Consider the following 15,142-nt stretch of genomic DNA (forward strand, 5'->3'; position numbering starts at 1 on the left):
CCTAGGCTCTCCTAGGCTTGAATACCATATGAACCCTACCCGTGCGAAAACCCGTGGCCAAAGGAGGGTCTAGGACAACAGGCCAGGCCGCCACCCGTGTATAGTGTTGCGTTGGCATGTGAGGCTCCCGGATGCCTACTTCTCCACAGGTAACTTGACCGTGTAGGTGCTGCCATCACAGTACTGTATGACTATTGTGAGCATGTCTGGTAGTACAGGCCTTGATATCAGCGTTATGGGTATTGGCTCAACGGTCTCGCTTATACCCGTCAGTGTTAGCCATCCCTCCATCCCGGCTGGAGCCGATATATAGACCTTGACTGGAAGCTTCATGTCCTGGAAGTATAGGCTGCAGATTCTCGCCTCGCCGCTACCTTCAACCCTTACGTGGAGGTAGATCTCGAGCGTGAAGGGAACCTCGGACTTTACCCTTGCAAAGCTGGTATCAGCCATGACTATTATGTATGCCTTCTCCGTCGCCTGCTGGTGAAGGAGAACATTCGAGTATAGTAGAGGTATGAAGCTTATCAGTATAGCTGCAGCCAGCGCCAACACTATAGTCTTCATCCTCATAGTTTCTCACCGCGTGGTTCACGCGTAGTATTGGGCCCAGCTACTCTCTCATAGATTGATTGGGAGCTTTCATCCACTTATAAGCGGAGCTGCTTTAATCCTAACCCTGCCCTAGCGCTGGAGCTGCTGGTGGCTTGTTGATGCCGCTTGCATGCAGCATGTTTAGCGGAGGCAAGGATAGCACCTACGCCTTGCACTGGGCTGTGCTACACGGCTACGATGTGTGCTGTCTTATCTCGATAAGGCCTAGGGCTGGCTGGGATAGTATGCTCCTCCATTACCCAGGCATAGAGCTTACAAGGCTCCAGGCTAGAGCGCTGCGGCTCCCGCTGCTTGAGTACGAGCTTAGCACTAGGGAGGAGGCGGATCTGGCTCGCGTGTTTAGAGATGTGCGTAGACATGGTTGCCGAATTCTCGTGGCTGGCGCGCTTCTAAGCGATTACCAGAGACTGAGATTTGCAGCTGCTGCAGAGGAGGCTGGACTGGAGATTATGGCGCCGCTGTGGAGGAAGAACCAGGAGGAGTATATGAGGAGCCTTGTCCGCGAGGGGTTTAAGATCCTAGTGCAGAGCGTTCAGGCCTACGGACTTCCACCAAGTCTCGTGGGGAGGGTTCTCGACGAGGATACCGTCGAGGAGATTATTAAGCTTGCTAGGCGCTACGGTTTCAACCCTGCCTTTGAGGGCGGAGAAGCCGAGACATTAGTCCTTGACGCTCCACTTTTCAGAGAAGAGCTTAGAGTCTATGGGAGGGTTATGAGGCTCGGCCCAGACCACTACTTCTACCAGATCGTGCGTGCAGAGCTTGTCCCTAAGCCCAGCCTCGGGGGGCAGTAGCTCGAACAGCTTGCAAGTCAGTACTAATAGGCCTCGTAAGTGCCTCACAATGGTCGCCGGTAGCCCGATAACACTGACGCCTACCGTGTAGTCTCCCACGCTCAGCCCTAAGCCTCTACTAGCTGCCAGCTCCTCGACGCCCCTACGGAACCTCCTAGCCGACTCTGGCTCGTAGGCTGCTAGAACTGCATCACCTAGCTCTAATAGCCACCTGATATTGGCGAGGAGTAGTAGGCTTGCGACCGGCGGAGCTAAGATGGGTAACGTGAGCGAGACGGCCGGGCTCGTATAGGGTCTCGGAGGCGGAGTCTCCAAGGGTGGAACCTTTGAGAGTATGAGGCGTGCAAGCCTGTAGCTATAGAGTGTTGCAGGATACACTGCTGCTCCTGCAAAGGCTCCAGAGGCTAGCCAGGCTAGTAGAGCATAGTCTGTACGGCCTAGTAAAAGGCTGGCAAGCGAGACATAGAAAAGTACTCCTGCAACACCAGCGGCAGCTATGGACGCCTTAAACGCCGCGTGGAACGGCTGTATCGGCGTTCCCTTCAACTCTGCACCTCCCTCGAACCCCCTACAGCGAGACCCGATGCTAGCCTCCTTATCTCCGCCAGCTCGTCCCTAAGCTGAACCATGAGTGTGTATATGTTGTAGGCCTGCCCTCTAACCCGACCACCACACTCCTCAACAGCTTGGAAGAACATGCCTAGCCTACGCTCAAGCTCCTCTAGTATGGAGAACGCCTTGTCTACCCTCTCGTAGAGAGCATCAATATTCTCCAATGCCGGGACACCCTAGAAACCGCTATTGAAGCCCTTGCCGTGCCCGGTACCAGCTCTCATTGACTGGAGGCTCTTCATCTTCTCGACGTGGAGTGTTAGTGACTCAAGTATCGGCTGTATCAGCTGCCCCAGAGCATCTAGAACCTTCCTTCGCAGTTCCTCCCGCTCCTCCTCGAGGAGTAGCGAGCCCCTCTCAACACCCTTTGGTAGACTCGACTCTATGACGAGAACAGATGCCGCCATGAGCTTCTTGCTCATAGCTACAGTGAAGAGAGATGCCGTATCCATGTCTAGCGCGACAGCTATCTTGCCGTACTTCTTAACGCCCTGCTCTAAGACTTGCTCACTAGCATAGAACATATCCATGCTCCATACAACACCGGTTAGCGTCTTGATATTGTGTATCTCGAGGGACTGCTGGATGTGTCTTAGCAGGGTATAGTCGGGTATTGCTGGCACCTCTATTGGAGCATAAGCCTTTGAGACACCATCACCCTTTATTGCTGCTGTAGCTAGTACCACGTCGCCTATGGCGAGGGATGGTGATAGTGCTAGGGCAGTGTCAAGATGTAGTATGACCTTTGCGCCAAGCCTAGCAAGCTCCTCAACGAGTATGGCTAGCGCAGAGGGCCCCACTGGGCGAAGTGCAATCGATATACTAACCTTGTGTATCAGCCCCGTGGCTAACTTGAAGCCATACCTGCCAGGCCTCTCGTTAACCTCGTGCAGCTTGCTAACAGCCTCCTCGTAGACTTCCTCAAGACTCGTTACAAGCACGTGTGTGGACACATCACCTTTTGATGCACGCGTAAACGGCTGGACACGCGGCAAACGCTCCTACCCCTTCCGCTACCGCTCATACCCTCCCTGGGCCGCTGCCAGCGGTAACACTCCAAAAGACTACCAGCTAATTAGCTGTTAGAGCCTACGAGCACCCCCCGAAGTAATTAGCTCTAAACCCTTGCCGAAACGGGGCAGGAGGGTCTTCGCGTTATACAACCATTACAAGGCTGAGGAGGGGGGGTAACCCTTAAAGCTGATGCATAGAAGTCCCCTCCCCCTCGGTGGGGGGTATGAAGACTATAGCAACTATACGGCCAAGGCCTAAGCCTGCTGAGGGCGAGCCAAGAGTATACGGCATGCACGTGTTCGGCAACCTCTACGAGTGCAACGTAGAGACTCTCCGTGACGAGAAGCGGCTCCGCGAAATAGTCGTCGAGGCTGCCAAGGTTGGCAACATGACACTGCTAGATGTCAAGAGCTGGAAGATCGGGGAAGGCGTTAGCGTAGTAGCGATAGTCCTTGAAAGTCACATAACAATCCATACCTGGCCGGAGTACGCCTTTGCCACAGTTGACGTTTACAGCTGCGGCAAGCACACCAACCCGGAGAAGGCCTTCAACTACATAGTCTTCGCGCTCGGCGCTAAGAGGGTTGAAAGGCAGACCGCTACTAGGCATTTGGAATAGGATTCCCCTACCTCAAAACGTTTTTATAGTAGGTTGTTAGGCATACTACCCCCCTCCTTCCCTCCTACAGCTGCCGAGCCTATCATAGGCCTCGGCTAGTACGCGAGCAGCCTTCCCGGCAGCATCAACACCTAATGCTAGGTGCTCCCCATTGTCGACTACGAGTCTTCCGCCGGATAGCAGCGTCTCTATGCGCGGCCTAGAGGATCCTAGACGCCAAGGCTTAGCAGCTGCTGGCTGCGGTGCCCATCCAGGAGGCTCGGTGAGATCAACAACTTGTACGTGGGCCTGCCCCTGGAAAGCCTCATATCCACTATCCACAAGCCTATGCATATCGCTGACTAGTACCTTGTATACAGCCTCTCCTCCAAGGGCTATGAGGCTCCAGGGTGACACCCAGGGCTCCGGTGTCAACGTCGAGACATCAACCGCCGTGTTCCCTGCTAAGAGCTTACCGTTGGATAGCCTTACAACCACGTCTAGATCTGCGCTTGACGGTGGCTCCCCCTCGCAGACAAGGACGCCTCGACGCAGCCTAGCACTTGAAGGTATCGAGTCTAGAGCATCGATTGGCTTATCTACGCTGACACCCCGGCAGCCAAGGGGGACGAGTATAACGCTGCTCATCTCGGCGGCCTCGGACGCCCTGGCAGCAGCCCGAGGGTTAGCAGTGACGATGACGGGTCTTGATACACCATTTAGTGCCGCCTCGTAGAGCCACATGAGTGCCGAATAGTAGGCCTCTTCCTCATCAATGTCGCTTAGTAGGCTTAGTAGGCAGCCCCCGCCAGCTGCGATGCTAGCATAGCTTATCCTCTCGTCGGAGAGGAAACGGAAACCATACAGCTCGGCTAGGACTGGTGGGGATGCAAACCCGGGCATGGCCAGTCTGTTATCGCCGCCAAGCACGAGCTCTGCTAGTGAAAGCTCCTCGGGCGGCTCGCCCTCACCGACAGCCTGGATAGCACCGTCACGGATATATATGAAGCCTGGCCCCCGGATAGAGCCGTCTACATCAGCTATGTAGACCCCGTGTATGAGAAGCCTAACCAAAACACGGCACCCACAAAAAGCTAGAAGATGAGCAGGCAGAGGTTAAGTCTCCTCCCCAGGGCAGATCCAGTCCGAGACAACTACCACCCTGCCGGGCCGCAGAGAGCCATACAGACGAGACACACCAGGCACTTCGACGGGTCAGTCTCCACCCGTCCATCCCTAACTACTAGGGCTGAGGAGGGACAGACATCGCTACACTCCTCGTCTAGTACTCCACGCACAATTATTTCGCGCACAACAATCCTACACGGTGTTTCGGGCCGACCACGCCACGCCAAGGCTCTTATTCGCTCCACACTAGTCCGAGGAGAGGAGGAGTTCTGGGAGGGTGTGTACCCGAGGTCGGACCCGGCGCCATGTCCCCCGGGGCTCCGGGTTCATCTTGTCCGCCGGGCCACCACCCCCGTGTAGAGGCCTTGTATCCTACTATTGGCTACTCTTATGTCCTCCCGTCATGCCGTGCTTACTGTTGCACTGGTCTGTGCCCTGAGCGCACTTTCTGCAGCTTGTATCATGGGTTTAATGTTTTCGACCACTGCTGCCCACTCGCCCTCCTTTACATTGACGTTTAGCGAGAGCGGCGTTATCGCTATTGCCTTCTCGACGTGGACTACATAGACGTCAGAGCCTGGTTCTGGCTCAACGAGAGTACCGTAAAGCCAGTAGTACTTCCGGCCACGGGGGTCATAGAGGACGCTAACCTTCTGGAGGAACTTAATCCGCGCCGCAGGGGCGATCTTCACCTTGGTGTCTTTGCGCACCTTTCTCGGGAAGTTAACACTAATTAGGTCAACCCCCTCTGGCATGCCGTGCTCAAGTACCCAACTCGTAATAGCCCTTATCACCCTCTTCATATTCTCCCACGTCTCCCTATCCTCTTCCAGCTGGCTGGCCTCGTCTATGTCTGCCGAGAACGCTATGCCGGGTATTCCGAGTAGTGCGGCTTGTGCCGCCGCCCCAATGGTGCCCGATGAGAGTATGACTTGTATGCTTGTGTTATCGCCTATGTTGACGCCAGAGACTACTACGTCAAACCTTGGAGAGAATTCCTCTATTGCTATGTAAATCACATCGCTTGGAGTACCATTAGTTATATATACCATGGTGTCGCCCCATATTTTAACCTTCCCGATACGGAGCGGCTTGTGCAATGTTATGCCGAGGCCACTGGCGCTCTTCGGGGTTTCCGGTGCAAGCACGTAGACGCGGCCAAGCTCCTTGACGGCCTCGTAGAGCAGCCTGAGGCCTGGGCTGTGAATGCCATCGTCATTAGTAACGAGTATCTTAGCAGTCGAAGCCATTACATTACACCCTCGCAGTGCTGGGTAAGGGCATGAGAGTTGGATTTATCTCTACTGTCTACTGTTCGGGGGAGAGCTGCCCCCTATTAGCTATGCATGGAGCTAGCCTCTGGCGTCCCTCCTCCCGCACCTTCACCGGATCCGCCGCCTCCGGGTCGCCTCGGCCAGCCATGCGTAGGTCTTCCTCGAGGTCTAACTCCGTATAGACACCAGCCATGTTTAGCCTCCGTCTCGCCTCCTCGAGGCTCGTAGTGCCCCGGACAAGCTTTGCAAGGGTATACTCAGCAGCCACAACAGCGTCGAGGAAGAACGTTGCAGCTTGCACCAGGCTTATGCGCACCATCCGTGTACCCCGCCGGATACTAAGCCTGCCATAGTGACCCTTGACTGCTAGTAGTGGCATGCGACTTGCTTCAGTATATACAACGGTGATCAGTTTCTCAAGTAGCTCTACATCCTCCCCGTCAAGACCACGGATCCATCGGTAACCCTTTTGGCGCGCGACCAGAGCCATTTTCTCTAGCAGCTCCTCCTCCGAGAGCTCTCCATCAGCTCCTAGACCATGTATAGCTAGTACTGCCGGGAGCCCAGACTCAAGCACACCAGCTAAACCCACACTATCGCCCAGGGGACTCCATAGGCCCTTCTCGCAGCCAGATGCAAGTATGTCACCACCAACATCGACTACTAGTGCTGCATCGCAACCGTGAAGTCCTGCAAGCTCTTGAAGCGCCATTGCTATACCAAGCGAGCCTCTCCACATATCCACCGCATAGACTGTAGTATCGACAACCCTCAGCGCGTTACATGCCGAGGGGAGTACATACCTTCCAGAGCGTATGGCATAGCAGCCCCTCAGCAGCCTCGCAACATGCTCTCCACGCTCTACACCAACGAGACTTTCAAGCGGTACGGGGCCCGGCTCTGGATCGCGTACAAATCGCTCCCAGACCCCAACAGCTGTCACCACCGCGACGCCAGTCCTCCCAAGTGCTCCGGCTAGCACCAGTGCCGACGTTACATCACCACCGCCGCCCGTAGAGACTACGAGCACACAGTGTGGCTTGAATTCGAACAGGCTCTCAGCAATGCACAACCAGCCACACCCAGAGCCAAGGGGCTCCAGTGCAAGGGTTGAGCACTGGAGGCTCAGCATTAGGGCTTTCTAGGACGGTGAGGCAACATACCTATCTGGCCCGGGAATTCTGGGGGTGGAGACTCTGGGCAAGCTCTTCGGCACGGACGGTGTTAGGGGTGTTCTGAACCGGGAGCTTACGCCAGAGCTAGCGTTACGGCTTGGCCAGGCGATAGCTACGTACTTTGGTGAGGGAGCAACAGTTCTCGTCGCTAGGGACGCCCGTGCCGGCGGCGAGATGATACTAAATGCTGTTGTTGCAGGCCTGCTCTCTGCCGGAGCCAGGGTTCATGTCGCATGGCCGGACGGCTATGCTACCACGCCAGCCGTACAGTATGCCGTGAAGGAGCTGGGCTACGACTATGGCGTAATAGTTACAGCTAGCCATAACCCGCCAGAGTATAATGGCGTCAAGGTCGTAGGCCCTCTAGGCATAGAGGTTGACCGGGAGACAGAGGCGAGGATAGAGGATATATTCTTCTCAGAGAGGTTCCACAGAACACCGTGGCACCGGGCAGCCTACGAGGTGCCACGCGAACACCGCGTAATTGAAACCTACGTGAAGGGCGTTGTTGAGAAGGTTGATGCTCCCGCTATACGCAGGAGGGGGTTCCGCGTCCTCGTAGACTGCGCCAACAGCGTCTCATCGCTTACAACACCCAAGATACTGCGGGCGCTAGGCGTTAAGCCATACACGCTAGGCTGCAACCTAGATCCCTACCCATACCGGGAGCCCGAGCCTACGCCATCAAGCCTAGCAGAAGCGGCAGCTATCGTGCGGAGCCTAGGCCTAGACTTTGGTGTGGGCCACGACGGGGACGGCGACCGAGCAATAATCATAGATGAGAGGGGCGAGGTCTGGTGGGGCGACAGGACGGGCACCATACTAGCAGAATTCATTGCCGAGCACAAGCTCCCAGCAGCACCTAAGAAGCTCTACACCGCTGTCTCTAGCAGCAAGCTGGTAGAGGATTACCTCCGGCCCAAGGGGATTGAGGTTGTCTGGGTTCCCGTAGGCACGATAAATATCAGCTATCGGATGCTCGAGGAGGGTGGCATAGCAGGCTTCGAGGAGAACGGCGGCTTCATATACCCAGCACATCTCCTGGCAAGAGATGGTGGCATGACCCTAGCACTATTCCTGGAGCTGCTAGCCAAGGAGGGCAAGCCAGCCTCAGAGGTCCTCGGCAGGTTGCCGCGGTACTATGCTGTTAAGCTCAAGGTGCCGATGGACCGGCAGAAGGCGCTAAGGGTTGTCGAGGCGCTGCGCGAGGAGTATAGCGGAAAACCAGGCTACCGCGTCATAACAATTGACGGTGTGCGAATCGAAGCGGAGGACTACTGGTTCCTTGTGAGGCCTAGTGGCACAGAGCCAGTGCTAAGGATAATGGTTGAAGCATCCACACCCGAAAAGGCTAAGGAGATAGCAGAGGCGCTTAGAGAGAAGGCTAGGAGGCTGGCAGGGGGATGAAGTATAGGTTTATGGATCTCGCAGCCTGCCCCGTCTGCAAATACTTCCCCCTAGAACTCTACGTCATCGAGGAGCGGGTGTACCCGGAGCGCGAGCAGCAGATACGAGAACTGCTGGAGCGCTACAAGCCGCCGCTATGCGAGCTATACTGCTATCGCCTGCAAACACCAGTGGGCAAGAAGATAGAAGAGGTTAACGGTAATACTCCTTGCGCTGAATGCCTAAAAGTCGAGGTGGTTACGGGCATATTATACTGCCCTAATTGTGGCCGCTGGTACCCGATAATAGACGAGATACCCAGGATGCTACCCGACAACCTCCGCCGCAAAGACGAGGATCTGAGGTTCCTACGGAAGTACCAGGATAGGCTACCGGAGAAAATAGTGAAACACGGGAAGCCCTGGAACCTCGGCGAGAAGAGCTAGCCGGAGTCCTATTTGTACACCACTATTACCAGGCGGCCACGCCACTCACTCATCTCAATCTTTACCTTGTCACCCTCCTTCCACCTTAGGCTAGCCATAAGCTCGTCAGGGAGCCTTATCAGATAGCCTTTCTCATCCTTCTCAATCACACCTTCATAATGCGCCATATCGCGTCCACCACGGTAAGGCTTGCGGGGGGGAAGGTGATAAACATACTGGAGTACATACAGGGGCTACTGCCTCCTCTTCGGTATGATTATCTCAACTATCTTGTTTGGCCTCACTCTAACACTGATAGCTGAGGGATCAGCGTCTGGCGGTAGCGGTAGCTCATGGCGATAGTGGCGGAATGTTACACTCCTACCGAGGCTCGTACCGTAGAGGTCGCTGAAACTCACCTCCCGCTCTAGCCTAGCCTCTATCACGAGCCTAGTCTCGGTAGCCTTTACCTCTAGGGAGGAGGTATCAGCAGCTGCTAGGTCGACAAGCACTATGTATCTGTCCGGGTACTCGTACATCGTGTAGAGGGGCTGTATGCTGCCATCGGGTGACCAGCTAAGCCTCATAACCTCCTCCATCTCCGAGAATGCCTGGTCTATCTCCCTAACAATCCTCTCACGTAGCCTTTCAAGCCTCCTTCTAATATCCTCGTAGACCGACATCACATTCCACCCCCACCGCGTCTAGGTGTAAATGAGTGGTGATGGAGTTCTCATCTCGCTCATTGCCTGCTTTGTCTGCCTCATCAGGTTGCGTAGCCTGAGCCTTACCATCTCTGCTTGCTCGAGCAGCTTATTCACATCTATCGATACACCGGTTATCTTCGAGACTATTGAAAGTACTGCTGCCGCTGCCTCGGGGTCGGGGAACTCGATGTAGGCGTCTGCTAGGAGTACCAGGTTTGCCACTCTACTCCTAATGGCGTTCTTGAGTATTAGGGCGTAGGGACCAACGAGGTATCCGTTGATGAATCCTTCGATTCCAATGTTTTCGACTAGCTTGCGTGCCTTTTCGTTGCTAGCTATCCAATAAACGTTCGGCTTCTCCATGTTAACCCTGTTTGGCGACGCTATGCCAACTATTGATATGAGGTAATCTATACCTCTCTTCAATGCGTAGTCTACTATGAGTTTTGAGAGAGGATAGACTGCTTGGGGCGGTACTGGTGTCTCAGCAGAGAGCGCCATGATGTTGTCCTTAACGTATATCCTTAGCGGCGGTCTAACAATCCCATTGGAAATAACCGCTACCGGTGGCATCATCGATGCGAGGTCGATCCCCGCAACCTCCTTCATCGATAGCACTTCTACAAGGTGGTTCGACGATATTACACCAACCAGGCCCGTGTCGGGCAGGCCTAGGATCAGGAAGCTCGGCTTCTTAACCTCAAACTCCTCGTACTCCACGAGTAGAAGACCGTCATACTCCTCCTCGTAGACCGGCCGTAACAAGGGACTACTGCCCTCAGCTAGAGAGGGAGATCATGTCACGCCCCCTAATGGGTTTCCCCGAACAGCATCACGGAAGCGTGGGGTACTAGTTAGCCCAGTTCTTCCAGGAGGAGTCGTAGTGTGAGGCTTGCATCCCTAAGACCGTCTATCAGCCTTCCAGACCGGTATAGTGTTGCTAGCAGTGTAGCTGTCTTGGAGAGAGCCGTGGTTAGCGGTGCTCCGAGGGCTATGCTTGCTGCTGTAAGTGGTATGGTTGCAATGTTTGCTATTAGACTTGCTCTCTCGGAGGGCGTGAGGTGTACTACTCGGAGGCCATTGTGTATCTCCCTAACAGCTCTACCCAGCTCCACAAGGCTTGCCCGGGCTTCGCGATAGCTATCGATCCTCTCTGAGAGCCTCCTTGCTAGCAGTCTTACACTAGTGTCTAGCTGTGCCTGCATTTGCGGGCCCCACTACTGCTAGGTTCTGGTGCAAGGCTATTCCCAGCTGTGGGCCTGCTAATACCTGCTGTGTTTCATGGTCTCCCGGTGTTACTAGGGTCTGGGAGACGGGGGCGGGGGGCTGGTTGCTACCCGGCTCCCCGGAAATCATGTTGTAATGTGGATGTCCACAATACATCTTTCAACCGTTAATACGTTTATATTCCCCCACAGGTATAGGTGGGAGCCGTGGGAGCCCCACTTGACCGAGGTAATTATAGTATCTAGCGAGGACGATGGAGCTGCATGGTTCAAGAAGGGCAAAATATACATCAACGTTAGGTGGCTAAATCTGGAGGAGGAGGCAGAGTGGTTTATCGATGAGAGCTTTATGCATGAGTATATCGAACATCTCCTCGGTCTCGGCCACAACAGTGCTATCTACGTCGAGAAGGTGCTGAGGAAACTGCTCTACAGCGAGTGGTATGGGTTCAACCCAGTAAACCTACTATACGGCCGCACTGTTAGGAGGCACCGCTGGGAGCAGGGAGTTAGTAGAGCATCCTCACGGCCTGTGCATGTGGCACCCCGGCAATCCTTATGACCGCGTCAGGGTGTATGAGGCCCTCTTTTATGGCAGCATTAACAGTGTTTTCGCCAACGAGGTTTAGAATCGTAGCCTCCCAAGCTCTTTGCATGGCATAGCTTAGCGGTACTAGCTGGCCACGGTAAAACTCCTCGTTAATGTGGAGCACTAGTTCCCCCTCGACAAACTTCTTGCCCAGAAGTTCCTCGTCACAGATGGCTACTATCTTCTCGCCATGAACCTCCATCACTTTCATGTAAACCATTGGCTCACCGCTAGACCCCATGACTGCTGCACACCCTTCCAGACAGGGGGTGGATGGGGTCTCCTAATATTAGGGACGGGTGTCACACCCATTTTTAGGGATTGTAGCCAGTAGAGGAGGATCCTGGAGGGAGATAGGTGTGGTTGACCCGGAGGCTAAGCTGCTCTACGACTACGACCACCTGCTTAGCAGACTGTATAGTAGACTGCCAACTAGGACGGGTAAGGCTTCGAGATTCGAGCTTCCGAGACTGCAGGTAGAGCGCATAGGTTCGAAGACCATTATCAGGAACTTCAAACAGCTAGCAGATGTTATGAGGCGTGAGCCACGGATACTCATGCGCTACCTGCTAAAGGAGCTTGGCGCTAGTGGCAACTACGACGAGGAGAACGGTATGCTAGTGATAAACGTCAAAGTCTCAATCACGACACTCAATAACCTCATGCAAAGGTTCGTTAAGACCTACGTTATATGCCCAACCTGTGGCGCCCCTGACACCAGGCTTGAGAGGAGGGGTAAGGCCTGGGTACTCATCTGCGAAGCTTGTGGCGCAGAGCAGCCCGTACCACCACTATAGCCCGAGCCGCCCAGGCCTACGGGATGGAGTAGTCATGCTTAGGAGTCTAGCTGCAAGGTTTCTAAGAGGCAAAGTTTCCAGGGGGAGACTCCCCCGCCACATAGCCATCATACCTGACGGCAATCGTAGGTGGGCGCGCAAGCAAGGCCTTCCAGTTTATGCCGGCCACGCTGCCGGGTATCGTGTGGCACGGCGTACCCTCGACCTCCTCTGGGAGCTAGGCGTGGACTACGTGACGTTCTATGCGCTCTCCCGTGAGAACTGCCTACGGAGGCCCCTTGAGGAGCGCGAGCACCTCTACAAGCTCCTGCTAAGGGCTATAGATGACCTTCTCACGGATCCCCGTGTAGTCAACGGTAGTGTCCGCGTATACTTTGTTGGCGACTTTACACTACTGCCGGGTCAGCTCGCTGAAAGGCTAGAGGAGGTTAATGCTGCCACAGCCACTAATGGACCCAATGTACTGACTATAGCGACTTGTTATGGTGGCCGTTGGGAGGTTCTCGAGACACTACGCAGCCTAGCCACAAAGGGATTTGTGCCCAACGATGAGGAGGAGCTGCGGAAGCTTATGCCTCTCGGCTTGCTCCCAGAGCCGGATCTGCTCATAAGGACTGGTGGAGAGTTACGGCTTAGCGGCTTCCTGCTATACCACGTAGCCTATACGGAGCTATACTTCACTCGGCGCTTGTGGCCCGAGTTTGACGAGTTTGAGCTTCTTCGTGCTCTCCGCTCTTACCAGATGAGGGAGCGTAGGTTCGGGCGATAGCCTTCTCCAGGCTCTTGGCTAGCCTCCACGTCACCGCCACCGCTACCACTGAGCCTATCGCATACATATGGAAGTTAACCCTCACGAGAGAGGCTATGAACTCCGTCAGTGTAACGGTCTCAGTAGCTTCTAGCGCATCTGCGATACTGTCAGCTAGTGCGACAGCAGCGATTATGACCGCTATGGCTGTTATCTCGCGAGCGAGCCGGATACTGCCAGAGATAAACTTTGATGCAGCATGACCTAATATTGCGATGCTCGCAGAGAAGCCTAGAAGTGCAGTTACGCCACGCACAAGGGAAGCCATATCATGCGGCGTTAACTGCTCAGAAGCGTGTAGCTGAGCTGCTGTTAGCCCTACAGCTATTGCAGCCGAGATCCCTGCAACAACGTAGGCTACAAGGGTCACCGGGGTCTCGGTTAGCGCATGCACTATCTTGTCCTCTATGTCGAAGCCCCGGACAACCATTGCAAGTCCGGCAATCATAAGACCTATGAGAAGTGCTTGGCGAAGCATGTTCATGAGGGCTAACATGGAGAATACCACGAGTATAACACCGGGAACGCCTAGGAAGAGCCGAGAGAACCTCGGCTCGGTAAACGCTTTCCTGATATACCTTGCCAATAGGACGTAGGTCTCCTCCACGCCTCGGTGCTGCTTTACAACCACCCGGTGGACCCCATAGACCGGCCGTATCGAGGATATCATGTGTAGTAGCAACTCGTCCTCGGAGCCATCAGATACCAATACTATACCGTCAGGGTTATACTTAGAGACCAACTCCTCAAGCTGCGAGCGGGCGATAAGCGTAGCCTCAACACCGCCAAGCTCGCTTCCAGCCACAACGGCTGGTTCCGCCTCATAGCCCTGTCTCCTAAGTTCATCAGCCAGCTTTACCGCTGCGAAGAGGACATTTGCGTCAGAATCCTCCGGGTCGTAAAGGGCGAAGCGTACAGCTGTGTCTAAAACCTCTCTTCTACCCAGTATGGGGGTTTGTAGGCCAGCTTTGCCAAGGTCGTTGTCTATGTCAACTGCTAGCACTAGCAGCTTCTTCCTCTCCGGCATTACCCTCTTCCTCTAGCTCCTCGGGGCTGCTAGCGTAGAGGAGCTTCAGCTCATCTATAGTGAGCGGCTCACCCCGTTTAAGCTTCTCCTCAACTATCTTCTTCCTCTCCCTCAGCACTTGTAGCGCTCTAGCCTTCTCACGGTTCATCCTTAGCTCCTGCAGCTGCGTGAGAGCCTCTCTGAGAGCTGTCACACGGTCAGCTATTTCCTGGGATAGCTTGTCTATCTCGGCTGAGAGATCCTCAATCCTCTTTGTGAGCTGGTCTATTTCGGGGCTAAGCTTTTCTATCTCCCCCCTTATCGACGCTATTTTCTCGTCTATCCGTGATATAGCAGCGCTCCGCGACCTAATCTCCTGGCCATAGCTTCGAAGCTTAAGCCGAAGGGCTATCAGCTCAGCCCGCTTAGAGGCTAGCTCCTGGAGAACCTGCCTAGACTGCAGGGTCTTCTCTAGGAGTTCCTCGAGCCGTGCTATCTCGTCTATAATCTCCTTTTCCTCCTCCGGGGTGAGTATCTGTGTCTGCTGCCGCCACTCCAGCTCCTCTATACGACGCCTTATAGCAGCAATACTCTTCCTCGCCAGGGGCCTTAGCTCAGCAGCTATCCTACGTTGCTTCTCGAGTTCCACCACAGCCTGGTTGATCTTAGCAAGGAGTTCACGGCGCTCCTGCCTCAGCCTCCGAACCTCCTCCACTAACTGCCTCCTTTCCTCCCTCAAGCTACGAAGCTCATCCCGCAGCTGCCTGACCCTCTCTATAAGCCCTCTCCGCTTCTGGCGTAGGCTGCGAACCTCCTCGATGAGATGATAGCGCTGCTCCTTTAGCCTCTTGATCTCCTCGCGTAGCGCCGTAATCCTCTGCAGCAACTCCTCCTCGCTTAGACCCATAAGCTCGCTGCTCAAGGCTTTCCCAACCCTTAACTGCTCAGGGGCTTGGTGTGCCGGGTCTCCGCGTGGGAGGAGGCTACA

The 15,142-nt window shown here is 54.8% G+C and carries 21 protein-coding genes; 7 read left to right on the forward strand and 14 right to left on the reverse strand.

Features of this window, described 5'->3' with window-relative positions; all coding sequences use genetic code 11:
• Positions 1-135: 135 nt before the first annotated feature.
• Positions 136-573 carry a hypothetical protein gene (locus HBUT_RS05590; RefSeq protein ID WP_011822230.1) on the reverse strand — a complete coding sequence of 146 codons (438 nt, stop codon included), beginning with the start codon at positions 571-573 and terminating at the stop codon, positions 136-138.
• Between the two features lie 140 nt (positions 574-713).
• Between HBUT_RS05590 and HBUT_RS05595 the strand changes: the two genes are divergently transcribed.
• Positions 714-1,409, forward strand: coding sequence for a diphthine--ammonia ligase (locus HBUT_RS05595; RefSeq protein ID WP_011822231.1), 696 nt, complete (start codon positions 714-716; stop codon positions 1,407-1,409).
• Between the two features lie 542 nt (positions 1,410-1,951).
• On the opposite strand, the gene HBUT_RS05600 is transcribed toward HBUT_RS05595, so the two are convergent.
• Both HBUT_RS05600 and HBUT_RS05605 read right to left on the reverse strand, forming a co-directional pair.
• On the reverse strand, positions 1,952-2,185 hold the full coding sequence (locus HBUT_RS05600) for a hypothetical protein (protein WP_011822233.1): 234 nt from the start codon (positions 2,183-2,185) through the stop codon (positions 1,952-1,954).
• Between the two features lie 12 nt (positions 2,186-2,197).
• Positions 2,198-3,016 carry a nucleoside phosphorylase gene (locus tag HBUT_RS05605; protein WP_011822234.1) on the reverse strand — a complete coding sequence of 273 codons (819 nt, stop codon included), beginning with the start codon at positions 3,014-3,016 and terminating at the stop codon, positions 2,198-2,200.
• Between the two features lie 242 nt (positions 3,017-3,258).
• Between HBUT_RS05605 and speD the strand changes: the two genes are divergently transcribed.
• Positions 3,259-3,654, forward strand: a complete 396-nt coding sequence (speD, locus tag HBUT_RS05610; protein ID WP_011822235.1) for an adenosylmethionine decarboxylase — start codon at positions 3,259-3,261, stop codon at positions 3,652-3,654.
• 45 nt (positions 3,655-3,699) lie between these two features.
• Here speD and HBUT_RS05615 read toward each other — a convergent pair whose 3' ends face one another.
• The 4 genes from HBUT_RS05615 to HBUT_RS05625 form a co-directional block, all read right to left on the reverse strand.
• Positions 3,700-4,707 carry a hypothetical protein gene (locus tag HBUT_RS05615; RefSeq protein ID WP_011822236.1) on the reverse strand — a complete coding sequence of 336 codons (1,008 nt, stop codon included), beginning with the start codon at positions 4,705-4,707 and terminating at the stop codon, positions 3,700-3,702.
• Positions 4,708-4,787: 80 nt separating this feature from the next.
• On the reverse strand, positions 4,788-4,988 hold the full coding sequence (locus tag HBUT_RS09560) for a hypothetical protein (protein WP_153801400.1): 201 nt from the start codon (positions 4,986-4,988) through the stop codon (positions 4,788-4,790).
• A 174-nt stretch (positions 4,989-5,162) separates the two neighbouring features.
• Positions 5,163-6,011: a 5'/3'-nucleotidase SurE gene (surE, locus tag HBUT_RS05620; RefSeq protein WP_011822237.1), complete on the reverse strand. Its 849-nt coding sequence runs from the start codon at positions 6,009-6,011 to the stop codon at positions 5,163-5,165.
• 58 nt (positions 6,012-6,069) lie between these two features.
• Positions 6,070-7,107, reverse strand: coding sequence for a DUF1152 domain-containing protein (locus HBUT_RS05625; protein WP_011822238.1), 1,038 nt, complete (start codon positions 7,105-7,107; stop codon positions 6,070-6,072).
• A gap of 124 nt (positions 7,108-7,231) precedes the next feature.
• Here HBUT_RS05625 and glmM point away from each other — a divergent pair, with 124 nt between their 5' ends.
• Complete coding sequence (gene glmM / locus HBUT_RS05630; RefSeq protein WP_048061820.1) at positions 7,232-8,617, forward strand: phosphoglucosamine mutase; 1,386 nt, start codon at positions 7,232-7,234, stop codon at positions 8,615-8,617.
• Positions 8,614-9,042, forward strand: coding sequence for a Trm112 family protein (locus HBUT_RS05635; protein WP_011822240.1), 429 nt, complete (start codon positions 8,614-8,616; stop codon positions 9,040-9,042). The genes glmM and HBUT_RS05635 overlap by 4 nt, the downstream gene beginning before the upstream one ends.
• A gap of 8 nt (positions 9,043-9,050) precedes the next feature.
• Here HBUT_RS05635 and HBUT_RS09715 read toward each other — a convergent pair whose 3' ends face one another.
• The 4 genes from HBUT_RS09715 to HBUT_RS05650 all read right to left on the reverse strand — a co-directional run bounded on the left by HBUT_RS09715 (position 9,051) and on the right by HBUT_RS05650 (position 10,933).
• Positions 9,051-9,209 (reverse strand): hypothetical protein, encoded by a 159-nt coding sequence (locus tag HBUT_RS09715; protein ID WP_011822241.1) that lies wholly within the window; start codon positions 9,207-9,209, stop codon positions 9,051-9,053.
• 66 nt (positions 9,210-9,275) lie between these two features.
• A complete protein-coding gene (locus HBUT_RS05640) occupies positions 9,276-9,704 on the reverse strand; it encodes an Hsp20/alpha crystallin family protein (RefSeq protein WP_011822242.1) in 429 nt (142 codons plus the stop codon).
• A gap of 21 nt (positions 9,705-9,725) precedes the next feature.
• Positions 9,726-10,493 carry a proteasome assembly chaperone family protein gene (locus HBUT_RS05645; protein ID WP_011822243.1) on the reverse strand — a complete coding sequence of 256 codons (768 nt, stop codon included), beginning with the start codon at positions 10,491-10,493 and terminating at the stop codon, positions 9,726-9,728.
• A gap of 89 nt (positions 10,494-10,582) precedes the next feature.
• The gene (locus tag HBUT_RS05650) at positions 10,583-10,933 is read right to left on the reverse strand and encodes a hypothetical protein (protein WP_011822244.1); all 351 of its coding nucleotides are present in this window, start codon (positions 10,931-10,933) and stop codon (positions 10,583-10,585) included.
• A gap of 241 nt (positions 10,934-11,174) precedes the next feature.
• On the opposite strand from HBUT_RS05650, the gene HBUT_RS05655 reads away from it, so the two are divergent.
• Complete coding sequence (locus tag HBUT_RS05655) at positions 11,175-11,516, forward strand: hypothetical protein (RefSeq protein WP_011822245.1); 342 nt, start codon at positions 11,175-11,177, stop codon at positions 11,514-11,516.
• On the opposite strand, the gene HBUT_RS05660 is transcribed toward HBUT_RS05655, so the two are convergent.
• Positions 11,464-11,784: a DUF424 domain-containing protein gene (locus HBUT_RS05660; RefSeq protein ID WP_011822246.1), complete on the reverse strand. Its 321-nt coding sequence runs from the start codon at positions 11,782-11,784 to the stop codon at positions 11,464-11,466. The two genes, HBUT_RS05655 and HBUT_RS05660, sit on opposite strands and share 53 nt — an antisense overlap.
• 118 nt (positions 11,785-11,902) lie before the next feature.
• Here HBUT_RS05660 and HBUT_RS05665 point away from each other — a divergent pair, with 118 nt between their 5' ends.
• Both HBUT_RS05665 and uppS read left to right on the forward strand, forming a co-directional pair.
• Entirely contained in the window at positions 11,903-12,340 is a 438-nt protein-coding gene (locus HBUT_RS05665; protein WP_011822247.1) for a translation initiation factor IF-2 subunit beta, read from the forward strand.
• 34 nt (positions 12,341-12,374) lie between these two features.
• Positions 12,375-13,109 (forward strand): polyprenyl diphosphate synthase, encoded by a 735-nt coding sequence (gene uppS / locus HBUT_RS05670; protein ID WP_011822248.1) that lies wholly within the window; start codon positions 12,375-12,377, stop codon positions 13,107-13,109.
• On the opposite strand, the gene HBUT_RS05675 is transcribed toward uppS, so the two are convergent.
• Complete coding sequence (locus HBUT_RS05675; protein ID WP_011822249.1) at positions 13,018-14,175, reverse strand: DUF373 family protein; 1,158 nt, start codon at positions 14,173-14,175, stop codon at positions 13,018-13,020. The two genes, uppS and HBUT_RS05675, sit on opposite strands and share 92 nt — an antisense overlap.
• On the reverse strand, positions 14,138-15,076 hold the full coding sequence (locus tag HBUT_RS05680) for a coiled-coil protein (RefSeq protein WP_011822250.1): 939 nt from the start codon (positions 15,074-15,076) through the stop codon (positions 14,138-14,140). The genes HBUT_RS05675 and HBUT_RS05680 overlap by 38 nt, the downstream gene beginning before the upstream one ends.
• Positions 15,077-15,142 lie beyond the last annotated feature (66 nt).

The organism is Hyperthermus butylicus DSM 5456 (assembly GCF_000015145.1).
Classification (GTDB): Archaea; Thermoproteota; Thermoprotei_A; order Sulfolobales; family Pyrodictiaceae; genus Hyperthermus; species Hyperthermus butylicus.

What these genes read in the sequence shown, in the direction of transcription:
- HBUT_RS05640 (WP_011822242.1), bottom strand. Translation starts at nt 9,704, where the DNA reads ATGTCGGTCTACGAGGATATTAGAAGGAGGCTTGAAAGGCTACGTGAG.
- HBUT_RS09715 (WP_011822241.1), bottom strand. Translation starts at nt 9,209, where the DNA reads ATGGCGCATTATGAAGGTGTGATTGAGAAGGATGAGAAAGGCTATCTG.
- HBUT_RS05650 (WP_011822244.1), bottom strand. Translation starts at nt 10,933, where the DNA reads ATGCAGGCACAGCTAGACACTAGTGTAAGACTGCTAGCAAGGAGGCTC.
- HBUT_RS05595 (WP_011822231.1), top strand. Translation starts at nt 714, where the DNA reads ATGCCGCTTGCATGCAGCATGTTTAGCGGAGGCAAGGATAGCACCTAC.
- HBUT_RS05635 (WP_011822240.1), top strand. Translation starts at nt 8,614, where the DNA reads ATGAAGTATAGGTTTATGGATCTCGCAGCCTGCCCCGTCTGCAAATAC.
- speD (WP_011822235.1), top strand. Translation starts at nt 3,259, where the DNA reads ATGAAGACTATAGCAACTATACGGCCAAGGCCTAAGCCTGCTGAGGGC.
- uppS (WP_011822248.1), top strand. Translation starts at nt 12,375, where the DNA reads ATGCTTAGGAGTCTAGCTGCAAGGTTTCTAAGAGGCAAAGTTTCCAGG.
- HBUT_RS05675 (WP_011822249.1), bottom strand. Translation starts at nt 14,175, where the DNA reads ATGCCGGAGAGGAAGAAGCTGCTAGTGCTAGCAGTTGACATAGACAAC.
- HBUT_RS05590 (WP_011822230.1), bottom strand. Translation starts at nt 573, where the DNA reads ATGAGGATGAAGACTATAGTGTTGGCGCTGGCTGCAGCTATACTGATA.
- surE (WP_011822237.1), bottom strand. Translation starts at nt 6,011, where the DNA reads ATGGCTTCGACTGCTAAGATACTCGTTACTAATGACGATGGCATTCAC.
- HBUT_RS05660 (WP_011822246.1), bottom strand. Translation starts at nt 11,784, where the DNA reads ATGGGGTCTAGCGGTGAGCCAATGGTTTACATGAAAGTGATGGAGGTT.